This is a genomic window from Streptomyces sp. WM4235 (assembly GCF_001279725.1).
In the GTDB taxonomy this organism is placed as follows: Bacteria; Actinomycetota; Actinomycetes; order Streptomycetales; family Streptomycetaceae; genus Streptomyces.
Map to the genome: position 1 here is coordinate 134234 of NZ_LGDE01000002.1, position 12494 is coordinate 146727.

The following is a 12494-nucleotide window of genomic DNA, read 5'->3' on the forward strand; positions in this document are numbered from 1 at the left end:
GGGTCCTCCGGGATCCATGTGAATCACAACGACATCCGTTCGATTTTTCGCCCGAAGGGGTGAGGTCGGTGCGGGGAGGTAGACTTAGGCGTGTCTGGCCGGACGCAAGCCCGCGCATGCCCCGAACGCACCTGTGTGGGGTGTCGGGAGCGAGCGGCCAAGAGCGATCTGCTGCGCATCGTGGCGGTCGAGGACGAATGCGTCCCCGATCCTCGCGGTACGCTGCCCGGCCGGGGTGCCTACGTGCACCCCGCCGTGGTCTGCCTCGACCAGGCGGTCCGCCGCAGAGCGTTCCCCCGGGCCCTTCGGTCCGCCGGAGCGCTCGACACGGCGACACTGCGCAAAGCCGTGGCCGGTGAGGCCGGGGCGACACCGTAAGAAGTAGTACGGCACGGATACCCCGTGCGGTCAGGTACCTCGCGAGTTGGAAGTAGGTCGAGATTGCGATGAGCACTCGATGAGTACGCGATGAGTACGCCCATGAAGTAGCGACGGTCCGGCGTAACCCGGACCTAAAAGGAGCGAAGTGGCTAAGGTCCGGGTATACGAACTCGCCAAGGAGTTCGGGGTAGAGAGCAAGGTCGTCATGGCCAAGCTCCAAGAACTCGGTGAATTCGTACGTTCGGCGTCCTCGACGATCGAGGCGCCTGTCGTACGCAAGTTGACTGACGCACTGCAGGGGCCCGGCGGCAACGCCGGCAAGTCCGCTGCAAAGCCCGGCGCGCCCCGCAAGGCAGCGCCCGCCAAGCCCGCAGCGCCCTCCCCGGCCGCTGCGGCACGTCCTGCCGCCCCGAAGCCCGGTGCACCGGCCCCCAAGCCGGTCGTCGCCGAGGCTCCGGCCGCCAGTACTCCCGCCCCGGTGACTCCGGCCGCATCCGGCCCGCGTCCCGGTCCCAAGGCTCCGGCCGCCCCGAAGCCCGCTCCGGCGGCTCCCGTGGCGACCGAGTTCTCCGCGCCTCCGGCGGCCCCGGCCGCCCCGGCGCGCACCGAGCGTCCCGCCGCGGCCGCTCCCGGCCCCCGTCCGGCGCAGCAGCGTCCGGCCCAGGGTCAGGGCGGTCAGCCCGGCGCACGTCCCGGCGCCCCGCGCCCGGCCGGTTCCGCCCCCGGCGGTCCGTCCCAGCGTCCCGCCGGCGGTGCCGGTGCCCCGCGTCCGCAGGGCGCCCGTCCGGCCGGTCCCCGTCCGGGCAACAACCCGTTCACCTCGGGTGGCTCCACCGGCATGGCGCGCCCGCAGGCGCCCCGTCCGGCCGGCGCTCCCCGTCCCGGTGCCCCCGGCGCCGGCGGCGGCCAGGGTGCTCCCCGTCCGCAGGGCGGCCCTGGTGGCGCCCCGCGTCCCCAGGGTCAGGGCGGCGCTCGCCCCACCCCGGGCGGCATGCCTCGTCCGCAGGGCGGCGCCCCGCGTCCCGGTGGTGCTCCCGGCGGTAACCGTCCCAACCCGGGCATGATGCCGCAGCGTCCCGCTGCCGGTGGTCCCGGTCCGCGTCCCGGCGGCGGCCCCGGTGGCCGTGGTCCCGGTGCGGGCGGTGCCCGTCCCGGCGGCGGCGCCGGTCGTCCCGCGGGCGGCGGCTTCGCCGGTCGTCCGGCCGGTCCGGGCTCGCGTCCCGGCGGCGGTGGCGGCTTCGGTGGCCCCCGTCCCGGTGGCGGCGGCTTCGGTGGCGGTCCGGCCGGTGCCGGTGGCGGCGGTCGTCCCGGCTTCGGCGGGCGTCCCGGTGGTCCCGGTGCCCGTGGTGGCACGCAGGGCGCCTTCGGTCGTCCCGGCGGTCCGGCCCGTCGTGGTCGCAAGTCCAAGCGTCAGAGGCGCCAGGAGTACGAGGCCATGCAGGCCCCGTCGGTCGGCGGCGTGATGCTGCCGCGCGGCCAGGGCGAGACCGTTCGCCTGTCGCGCGGTGCCTCCCTCACCGACTTCGCGGAGAAGATCAACGCCAACCCGGCGTCGCTCGTCGCCGTGATGATGAACCTCGGCGAGATGGTCACCGCCACGCAGTCCGTCTCCGACGAGACCCTCGAAATGCTGGCCGGCGAGATGAACTACACGGTTCAGATCGTCAGCCCGGAGGAAGAGGACCGCGAGCTCCTCGAGGGCTTCGACATCGAGTTCGGCGAGGACGAGGGCGGCGAGGAATTCCTCATGCCGCGTCCGCCGGTCGTGACCGTCATGGGTCACGTCGACCACGGTAAGACCCGACTGCTCGACGCCATCCGCAAGACGAACGTCGTTGCGGGCGAGGCCGGTGGCATCACGCAGCACATCGGTGCGTACCAGGTCGGTACCGAGGTCAACGGTGAAGAGCGCAAGATCACCTTCATCGACACCCCGGGTCACGAGGCGTTCACCGCCATGCGTGCCCGTGGTGCCAAGTCGACCGACATCGCGATCCTCGTGGTCGCGGCCAACGACGGCGTCATGCCGCAGACGATCGAGGCGCTCAACCACGCCAAGGCCGCCGGCGTCCCGATCGTCGTCGCGGTCAACAAGATCGACGTCGAGGGTGCCGACCCGGTCAAGGTGCGCGGTCAGCTCACCGAGTTCGGTCTGGTCGCCGAGGAGTACGGCGGCGACACGATGTTCGTCGACATCTCCGCCAAGCAGGGTCTGCACATCGACTCCCTGCTGGAGGCCGTCGTCCTCACCGCCGACGCCTCGCTCGACCTGCGCGCCAACCCGGAGCAGGACGCTCAGGGTATTGCGATCGAGTCCCACCTCGACCGCGGCCGCGGTGCCGTCGCGACCGTCCTCGTGCAGCGCGGTACCCTCCGCGTCGGCGACACGATGGTCGTGGGCGACGCCTACGGCCGAGTGCGCGCCATGCTCGACGACAAGGGCAACAACGTCGAGGAAGCGGGTCCGTCGACCCCCGTCCTGGTCCTGGGTCTCACCAACGTCCCCGGCGCCGGCGACAACTTCCTCGTCGTGGACGAGGACCGTACGGCCCGTCAGATCGCCGAGAAGCGTGCTGCGCGAGAGCGCAACGCCAACTTCGCCAAGCGCGTCCGTCGTGTGTCCCTCGAGGACCTCGACTCCGTGCTCAAGGCCGGTCTGGTCCAGGAACTCAACCTCATCATCAAGGGCGACGCGTCCGGTGCGGTCGAGGCTCTCGAGTCCTCGCTGCTCCAGCTCGACGTCGGTGAAGAGGTCGACATCCGGGTCCTGCACCGCGGTGTGGGTGCGGTCACCGAGTCCGACATCTCGCTGGCGATGGGCTCCGACGCCATCGTCATCGGTTACAACGTCCGTGCGGCCGGTCGCGCCGCGCAGATGGCGGACCGCGAGGGTGTCGACGTCCGCTACTACTCGGTGATCTACCAGGCCATCGAGGAGATCGAGGCGGCCCTGAAGGGTCTCCTCAAGCCGGAGTACGAAGAGGTCGAGCTCGGTACGGCGGAGGTCCGCGAGATCTTCCGCTCGTCCAAGCTGGGCAACATCGCGGGTGTTCTCATCCGCTCCGGCGAGGTCAAGCGCAACACCAAGGCGCGGCTCCTGCGCGATGGCAAGGTCATCGCCGAGAACCTCACCATCTCCGGTCTGCGCCGCTTCAAGGACGACGTCACCGAGATCCGCGAAGGCTTCGAGGGCGGTATCAACCTCGGTTCCTTCAACGACATCAAGATCGACGACGTCATCGCGACGTACGAGATGCGCGAGAAGCCCCGCGCGTAAGCGCGAGGCGGTTCGCACCGTGTCGTAAGGCGTAAGGCGTAAGGCGTAAGGCTCGTACGGCCGAGAGGTCGTACGAGTAGCACCGGGGCCGGTCGGCGGAATATCCGTCGATCGGCCCCGGCCGTTGCGTGTACGGTTCTGGTGATCCTGCCGCGCGTAGGCCGGCAGGCCACCGAACCCGCACCGGCGGGACATCCGGAACTGCATGTACGTGGGGACTCTGTCCTTCGATCTGCTCCTCGGCGACGTTCACTCGCTGAAGGAGAAACGCTCCGTCGTCCGGCCCATCGTCGCCGAGCTCCAACGCAAGTTCTCCGTGAGCGCGGCAGAGGTGGGCGACCAGGACCTGCACCGCAGGGCCCTCATAGGGGTCGCCCTGGTGAGTGGGGACGCGGGGTTCGTGTCGGACGTACTGGACCGCTGCGAGCGGTTGGTCGCGGCACGTCCTGAAGTGGAGCTGCTGTCGGTACGACGGCGGCTCCACGGTGATGAAGACTGACTGCAAGACAAAGAAGGAGACGGACCAGTGGCCGACAATGCGCGGGCGAAGAAGCTGGCGGACCTCATCCGGGAGGTGGTGGCCGAGAAGCTGCAGCGCGGTGTCAAGGACCCCCGCCTCGGTACGCACGTGACCATCACGGACACCCGGGTCACCGGCGACCTGCGGGAGGCCACGGTCTTCTACACGGTCTACGGCGACGACGAGGACCGGGCCAGTGCGGCGGCGGGCCTCGAAAGCGCCAAGGGCGTACTGCGCTCCGCGGTCGGTCGGGCGGCGGGAACCAAGTTCACGCCCACCCTGACCTTCGTGGCGGACGCCCTCCCGGAGAACGCCAAGACCATCGAAGACCTCCTCGAGAAGGCGCGGACCTCCGACGCCCAGGTGCGCGAGGTCTCCTCCGGCGCGAAGTACGCCGGCGAGGCCGACCCGTACAAGAAGCCGGACGAGGACGACGAGGACGCAACCGCGGAATGAGCACCGACGCAGGGAAGACTCCGGACGGCCTTGTCATCGTCGACAAGCCGTCCGGCTTCACTTCGCACGACGTGGTCGCCAAGATGCGCGGGATCGCCAAGACCCGTCGCGTGGGCCACGCCGGCACGCTCGACCCGATGGCCACGGGCGTACTCGTCCTCGGCGTCGAGAAGGCCACCAAGCTCCTCGGCCACCTCGCGCTGACGGAGAAGGAGTACCTCGGCACCATCAGGCTGGGGCAGGACACCCTCACGGACGACGCCGAGGGCGAGATCATCTCCTCCGCCGACGCGTCCGGGGTGACCCGCGAGGCCGTGGACGCCGGCATCGCCAAGCTGTCCGGCGAGATCATGCAGGTCCCGTCCAAGGTCAGTGCCATCAAGATCAAGGGCGTCCGCTCCTACAAGCGCGCCCGGGACGGCGAGGACTTCGAGATCCCGGCCCGACCGGTGACCATCTCGTCCTTCCAGGTGTACGACATGCGGGACGCCGAGGCCGAGGACGGCACCAAGGTCGTCGACCTCGTCGTCTCCGTCGTCTGCTCCAGCGGCACGTACATCCGGGCCCTCGCCCGCGACCTGGGCGCCGATCTCGGCGTCGGCGGCCACCTGACGGCGCTCCGGCGCACCCGGGTGGGCCCGTACAAGCTCGACCGGGCGCGGACGCTCGACCAGCTCCAGGAGGAGCTGACCGTCATGCCGATCGGCGAGGCCGCTGCCGCGGCCTTCCCGCGGTGGGACCTGGACGCCCGGCGTGCCGGTCTGCTCGCCAACGGCGTGCGGATCGAGATGCCGGAGGAGTACGAGGACGGGAAGACGGTCGCCGTCTACGGTCCGCAGGATCAGCTGCTCGGGCTCGTGGAGAGCAAGGGCGGCAAGGCGAAGTCGCTCGCGGTGTTCGTCTGACGGACGGTGTTCGCCTGACGGGTGGTTCGGCCCGGTGCGTTCGTACGGCCCTTGGGGCCGCACGGCGGGCCGGGCCTTTCGTCTGTCGCGACCGTTCGTCTGTCGGGACCGTTCGTCCGTGGTGACCGTTCCTCCGTGGTGCCCGGCGGGCGGCCCGGTCGGAGCGGGGTTCCGGGTCGCGCGTGTTTGTCGTGGAGCGGCGAGCGCACAAGGACCGCCGCTCGCCGCTCCACGACCCCCCTCGGGTAGCTCTCTATCCACCCGGAGTGCTTTATTCACCCGTCCGAGCAGGCGCTCGGAGTGAATGGAGGGAGCGTAAGGGGGCGCTTTCGCCTCGCGTGCTTTTCCCGCTGATCTTCACCTGCCTAACGTCATGAACACGGGTACGGCGGGGGAGTGGTGCGGCAATGACGGAGCTCGTCAGGATCTGCGATCTCGCCGGGCGGGTGCGGGGCAGCGGCTTCGTCGCGGACGATCGCGGCACGGTGATCACCAGCCACGAGGCCGTGGACGGCCTGGCCCGGGTGGTGCTGCACGGCCCCGGGGAACGCACGTGGCTGGCCGAGGCGGGGGACGTGACCCCCCTGCCATGGCTCGCGCTCGCTCTCGTACGCACCGACGGGCTGGGGCTGCGTCCCCTGCCGATCGGGGCGCGCTCGGTGATCACTCCCGGGACGTACGTACGGATCCCCGCGCGGGGGTGGCGACAGGCGCGCGTGCTCGCGGCCGGCGCGGAGGTCACGTACACCGCGACCGACCGGTTCCACGTCCTGCCCGCCACGGTGGAGCTGGCGATCGGCACGGCCGGCCGGGACGCCCTGGAGCTGGGCGGGGAAGCCTGCGGGGGGCCGGTGCTCGACGCCGAGACCGGAGCGGTGCTCGCGGTGGTGGGCACCGCTCTGCACGCCGAGCACCGCTCCGCGGGCTTCGCGATCCCCCTGCGCGCGGCGGCCGAGGCCGACCCGGGCGGCCCGCTGGCCGCCCTGCTGGAACGGAACGCCGCCACCGTGCCCGGACACGGCGCCGACCTGAACCTGGCCGGCGCGCTGGAACTCACCGGGACCACGCTGCCCCCGGCGCTCACCGACGACGGGCCGGAACCCGTCGAACGCCCCGAGATCGCCGCCGAACTGGCCGCCTTCACCGCCTCGGACCGGTCCGTCCTCGGGTTGGTCGGCGCCCCCGGCACCGGCCGGACCACGGCGCTGGCCGTCCTGACCGCGCACCGCGCCCGCGGGGCCCGGCCGGCGCCCACGCTCTGGCTGCGCGGGGCCGATCTGCGCCCCGCCGACTCCTCGTTGGCCGACGCCGTGGCGCGGGCGCTGGCCGCGGCGCGGCGGATCGTCGCCGCCGGTGCGGAGGCACGGACGGAACCCGAGGCGGAGGCGGGGACGGAGGTGGGGACGGCACATGTGACGTCCCCGGAGTCCGCCGCGATGGCCGGCGCCGGGGCGGCCGTGTCCGCCGCGACGGCGCGGGGGTTCGGCTCGGCCGCGGGTCTCGGTCCGTTCGCGGCCCTCTCGACCCTCGCCCCGTTCGCCGACGCCGGTCGCCGCGACCGGGCGAGCGCCGTGGGCACCGTCGAACCGCTCCCGGGACTCTCCGGGCTCCCGGGCCCCGCCGGTCGTGCCGGGACGGCCGTGACCGGACCGGTTCCGGAGCCCGGCGCGGCCCCCGGAGCCACGAGTACCGCCGAGCGGATCGCACGGCTGGCCGCCGACGCCGGGTGCGCGCTGCTCGTGGTCCTCGACGCCCCGGAGGAGACGCCCCCGGGGCAGGCCCCACGACAGGCGCCCTGGGCCGAGGCCACCGCCCGATGGCTCGACGGCATCGGTGCCCGGCTGGTCGTCGCCGCCCGGCCGGAGTACTGGGAGCGGGCCGGCGCCCTCTATCCGCCCGAGGCGCTCCACACCCCCGCCCGCCCGGCCCGACGGCTGCCACCCGCACTGCCGGTCGGCGACCTGACTCCCGAGGAGGCGCGGACGGCCCGCGCCCGTCTCGGCATCCCCGCCGACGCGGTGCGGGAAGCCGACGCCGGGCACCCCCTCACCCTGCGCCTGCTCGCCGACATCCGGGCCGCCGAGGTCACCGCCGGGCGGCCCGGCCGCGACGAGGTCTTCGCCGCGCACCTCGACCTGTCGGCGCTGCGGGTGGCCGTGCGGATCGCGGCCTCGGGCGCCGGCCGGTCGGAGCCGGGCCAGGGCGGCGCCCCGGCGACACCCCCGGGTACGGGCGGGACCGGGGGAGCGGGACCCGGCTGGTTCGGCGGGCTCGGTGCGGCCGGGTCCCGGCTCCGCGGGGCGGGGGCCCTGTCCGGCCCCGACACGGAGGGCGCTGACGGGGTGTCGGCCCTGACCGGCTCGGTGTGCGGTGCGGCCCCGGATACGCGGGAGGGGGGCGCCCCCGGGGCACGGAGCCACGGTCACCACGGCCGCGGCGCGCACGGGCCGGGCGTGCACGGGCCCGGCGTGCGGCGGCTCGCCGCCCGGGTCGCCGGACGGGTGCACGAGGCCGCCCGCCGCTGCCTCGGGCCGGGGCAGGGCGAGCTGGACCGGGCCGCCTTCGAGGAACTGTTCCCCTGGCGGACCGGCTGGGCCTCGGCCGTACTCGCCGAAGGCCTGCTGGTCCCCGCCGGGAACGGCTACCGCTTCGCCCACGAGGAACTGTCCGACTGGCTCCAGGCCGGACACCTCGACGTCCCGACCGCTCTGGACGCCCTGGTGCACCTCGGCCCCGCCACGACGGGCCCGCCCGTGCCCCGCCACCGCGTCGGCACCGTCCTGGAGGCGCTGCTCAGGCTTTCGCCGACCGAGATCCGGGGCATGCTGACCCGGCTGGTGGAAGCCCTGAACTCCTTCGCCGAAGCCGAAGCCGAAGCAGAAGCCGAAGCGGACCGGCAACCGGAGCAACAACCGGAGCCGCAACCGGAAGGGCCGGCGCAGGGGGAGCGCGAGCGGCCCGCGCCCGGCGAGGGCTGCCGGGCCGAACGGATCTGGTGGGCGGCCCGCCTGCTCCGCGAGAGCCTGCTGCGGGTCCCCGACGCCACGCCGTACCTGCCCGTCCTGCACGCCCTCGCCGAACACGTGGCCCGCACCGGCCCCGGCGACTTCGAGGGCTGGTTCTGGAACCGGCTCCGGCTGTCCGAGTCCGACCGCCTCGACCTGCTGCGCCGGCTGCTGCCCTGCGACCACCGCTACCTGGAGGCCGCGGCCCGACGGCTCGCCCGCGACCCGCGGCTCGTCCAGCCGCTGCTCTGCGTCTGGCTGACCGACGAACGCCGGTTGCGCGGACGCCCCGGAGCCACCGTCGCCACCGCCGCCCAGGCCCTGTTGCACACCCACCGCGCCCTCGCCGTCGACGATCTCGCGGAGGCCCTGGTCGCCGCCGCCCATCCGCGTGCCGACGAACTGCTCGCCGTACTCGCCGAGGACGAGCCCTCCGCCCTGTGCCGGGCCGTCGACCGCTGGGCCCACGACGAACGGCCCGGCCGCCGGGTCGCCGCCGCCGCGTACGGACTGACCACCGCCCCGCACGTGCGCGCCCCCGCCGACCGCGAACTGCTGCGCCGCGCGGCGCAGGCGCTGCTGGCCCGCCCGGCCGACGCGACCCTGCACGGCAGCGCCCTCGGGATGCTGCTCCGCGACCCCCAGGTGCGGGCCCGGTACCTGCCCGACGCCCTCGCCTGCTTCCGCGATCCCGAGGGCGGTGCCCGGCTTCCCGCGTCGGCGTTGGTCGCGGCGCTGCCCGTGCTCCCCGACCCGGACGCCGTCTTCGCCGCCCTGCGGGCCCGCGCCGACGGGGAGGTGGTGCGCGCCCTGGCCGCTCTCACCACGCCGGGACTGGCCCGCCGCGCGGGTGACCTCGTACGGGAGCACCTCGCACGGCACCCCGAGGACGCCCCGCACGCGGCCGTGTTCGTGGACCGGCGCCTCGACCAGGGCCTGACCGCGACGCCCGTGCTCCGCCCGCTCGTCCTCGACCTGCTGCGGACCGCCCCGACGGGGGTCCGGGTCGCCCTGGCCCGGGTGCTGGCCGCGCCCGGCGGGGAGGGCTCCCGCGTACTCCGGGGCGACCTGGCCGACGTACTGCTGCGGGAGGAGAGCGACCCGGTGGTGCTCGACGCCTTCCTCGGGGCGCTCGCCGCCTGGGTCGGCGCGCGGCCGGAGGAACGCACCCGCGAGTTGCTGCGGCGCACCGGCCGCCGGCTGTTGGGGGTTCCGGGGGGCCCGGCGGTGTTCGAGCACCGGACGGTGGAGCTCGCCCGCGCCGATCCGGTCTTCGGGAGTCTCGTCGCGCGCTGGCTGGGCGAATCGGGGGTCGAGGCCGCGGCGCTGCTCGGGCCGGGTGCCAGACGTACGGTCGAGACGCTGAGCAGGACCGCTCCCGGCATCACGTGAGGCGGGGCCTGCTCCCGTCGTCATCCCGCGCCCGGCATCACGTCGTGCGGGGCGGAGCCGGCCCGATGCCGATGCGGACCCCCGGCCGGCGGCATGGCAGTCTTAGACCTGCAATCGGCATCAGGACAGGGACCATACGGGTTCGGGCGAGGAGCGGTCACAGTGCAGCGCTGGCGTGGCTTGGAGGACATCCCCCAGGACTGGGGACGCAGCGTCGTCACCATCGGCTCCTACGACGGTGTGCACCGGGGGCATCAGCTGATCATCGGGCGTGCCGTCGCCAGGGCCCGGGAGCTGGGCCTCCCGTCGGTCGTGGTCACCTTCAGCCCGCACCCGAGCGAGGTCGTGCGGCCCGGCAGCCACCCGCCGATCCTGGCGCCCTACGACCGACGCGCCGAGTTGATGTCCGGTCTCGGGGTGGACGCGCTGTTGATCCTGCCGTTCACGGCGGAGTTCTCGCAGCTGTCCCCGGCCGACTTCATCGTGAAGGTGCTGGTCGACAAGTTGCAGGCCCGCGCGGTCATCGAGGGACCGAACTTCCGCTTCGGCCACAAGGCCGCCGGGAACGTCGACTTCCTGCGCGAGCTGGGCGCCACGTACGACTACGAGGTCGACGTCGTGGACCTCGTGGAACGCGGCGAGGCGGGCGGCGGGGTGCCGTTCTCCTCGACGCTGGCGCGCCGGCTCGTCGCCGAGGGCGACATGGACGGCGCGGCCGAGATCCTCGGCCGCCCGCACCGGGTCGAGGGCGTCGTGGTGCGCGGCGCGCAGCGCGGCCGCGAACTCGGCTACCCGACGGCCAACGTCGAGACCCAGCCGCACACCGCGATCCCCGCGGACGGGGTGTACGCGGGCTGGCTGACGGCGGACGGCGAGCGGATGCCCGCGGCGATCTCGGTGGGGACGAACGTGCAATTCGACGCCACCGAGCGGACCGTCGAGGCGTACGCGATCGACCGGATCGGGCTGGACCTGTACGGGATGCACGTGGCCGTGGACTTCCTCGCGTACGTGCGGGGCATGGCCAGGTTCGAGTCGCTGGACGGGCTGTTGGAGGCCATCGCCGACGACGTGAAGCGGGCGCGTGTGCTGACCGACGCCTACGACGCGGAGCGCTGAACCCCACCGCACGCATGACGTGAGGGCCCGTACCGTCCCAGGACGGTACGGGCCCTTCGTGTCACCGCCCGGTGCGCCCGAGCCCGCTCCAGGGCCGGCGTCTAGCCGAGCCGGGGGTCGCGCGGCGGACCACCGGGCTGCGGCGGCTGCGGCGGTTGTTGCCCGGACGGCCCGGGCTGCTGCCAGGGTTGACCGGGCTGCGGGTACGCCCGGTCGTACGGCTGCGGGGCGGGCGGCTGCTGCTGGTAGGGCCCCTGCTGCTGGTACGGCCCCGGAGCCTGCGGGGCCGGGGCGGCCTGCGGGGCGCCCCAGTGGTTCTGCGGGGCCTGCTGCTGCGCGCGGACGAAGTCCTCGGCGACCAGCGCGGAGAGGTTGAAGTACGCCTCGCGCGTCTTCGGCCGCATCAGGTCGAGGTCCACCTCCGCGCCGGCCGCGAGGTGCTCGTCGAAGGGCACCACGACCACGCCCCGGCAACGGGTCTCGAAGTGCTGGACGATGTCCTCGATCTTGATCATCTTGCTGGTCTCGCGGACCCCCGAGATGACGGTGAGGGAGCGGGACACGAGATCGGCGTAGCCGTGGGCGGAGAGCCAGTCGAGCGTGGTGCTCGCGCTGCTGGCGCCGTCCACGGACGGTGTCGAGATGATGATCAGCTGATCGGCCAGGTCGAGGACACCGCGCATGGCGGAGTACAGGAGCCCGGTGCCCGAGTCGGTCAGGACGATCGGGTACTGGCGCCCCACCGTCTCGATGACACGCCGGTAGTCCTCGTCGTTGAAGGTCGTCGAGACCGCGGGGTCCACGTCGTTCGCGATGATCTCCAGGCCGGAAGGGGCCTGCGAGGTGAACCGCCGGATGTCCATGTACGAGTTCAGGTACGGGATCGCCTGGACGAGGTCCCGGATCGTCGCACCCGTCTCGCGGCGCACCCGCCGGCCGAGGGTGCCGGCGTCGGGGTTCGCGTCGATGGCCAGGATCTTGTCCTGGCGCTCGGTGGCGAGCGTCGCGCCGAGCGCGGTGGTCGTCGTGGTCTTGCCGACGCCACCCTTGAGGCTGATGACGGCGATCCGGTAGCACGACATGACCGGCGTACGGATGAGCTCCAGCTTGCGCAGGCGCTCGGCCTCGGCCGCCTTGCCGCCGAACCGGAAGCCCGAACGGGTCGGCTTGGGCTTCTGCTTCGCCCGCAACAGACGGTCGGAGGACAACTCGACGGCGGCGGTGTAGCCGAGCGGCGCGCCCCCGCCGGCCTGGCCGGACGGGTACGAGGGCTGCTGGGGGCCGCTCGGCCACTGCGCGCCCGAACGGGGGTCACCGTAGGGCGGCTGCGGCTGCGGCTGCGGCTGTTGGGGTTGCTGCTGAGCCGGAGCCGGAGCCGGGGCCGGAGCGGGCGCGGGGGGAGGGAAGCCGTACCCCTCGGGCGGGGCCGGGGGCGGCGT

At 73.4% G+C, this 12494-nt stretch carries 8 protein-coding genes; 7 read left to right on the top strand and 1 reads right to left on the bottom strand.

The window, feature by feature from the left end:
• Positions 1-90 precede the first annotated feature (90 nt).
• The 7 genes from ADK55_RS01750 to ADK55_RS01780 all read left to right on the top strand — a co-directional run bounded on the left by ADK55_RS01750 (position 91) and on the right by ADK55_RS01780 (position 11055).
• The gene (locus tag ADK55_RS01750; protein ID WP_053675251.1) at positions 91-378 is read left to right on the top strand and encodes a YlxR family protein; all 288 of its coding nucleotides are present in this window, start codon (positions 91-93) and stop codon (positions 376-378) included.
• Between the two features lie 148 nt (positions 379-526).
• Entirely contained in the window at positions 527-3658 is a 3132-nt protein-coding gene (gene infB / locus ADK55_RS35705; RefSeq protein WP_078998330.1) for a translation initiation factor IF-2, read from the top strand.
• 205 nt (positions 3659-3863) lie between these two features.
• Entirely contained in the window at positions 3864-4157 is a 294-nt protein-coding gene (locus ADK55_RS01760) for a DUF503 domain-containing protein (protein WP_053675255.1), read from the top strand.
• A 27-nt stretch (positions 4158-4184) separates the two neighbouring features.
• On the top strand, positions 4185-4634 hold the full coding sequence (gene rbfA, locus ADK55_RS01765; RefSeq protein ID WP_053675256.1) for a 30S ribosome-binding factor RbfA: 450 nt from the start codon (positions 4185-4187) through the stop codon (positions 4632-4634).
• Positions 4631-5539: a tRNA pseudouridine(55) synthase TruB gene (truB, locus tag ADK55_RS01770; protein ID WP_053675258.1), complete on the top strand. Its 909-nt coding sequence runs from the start codon at positions 4631-4633 to the stop codon at positions 5537-5539. Before rbfA ends, truB begins: the two co-directional genes overlap by 4 nt.
• A 407-nt stretch (positions 5540-5946) precedes the next feature.
• Positions 5947-9936 carry a serine protease gene (locus ADK55_RS01775; RefSeq protein WP_053675260.1) on the top strand — a complete coding sequence of 1330 codons (3990 nt, stop codon included), beginning with the start codon at positions 5947-5949 and terminating at the stop codon, positions 9934-9936.
• Between the two features lie 162 nt (positions 9937-10098).
• Positions 10099-11055 (top strand): bifunctional riboflavin kinase/FAD synthetase, encoded by a 957-nt coding sequence (locus ADK55_RS01780; RefSeq protein ID WP_078998332.1) that lies wholly within the window; start codon positions 10099-10101, stop codon positions 11053-11055.
• A gap of 101 nt (positions 11056-11156) precedes the next feature.
• On the opposite strand, the gene ADK55_RS01785 is transcribed toward ADK55_RS01780, so the two are convergent.
• Positions 11157-12494, bottom strand: a 1338-nt coding sequence (locus tag ADK55_RS01785; RefSeq protein WP_078998333.1) for a MinD/ParA family ATP-binding protein, incomplete at its 5' end; no start/stop codon positions are given.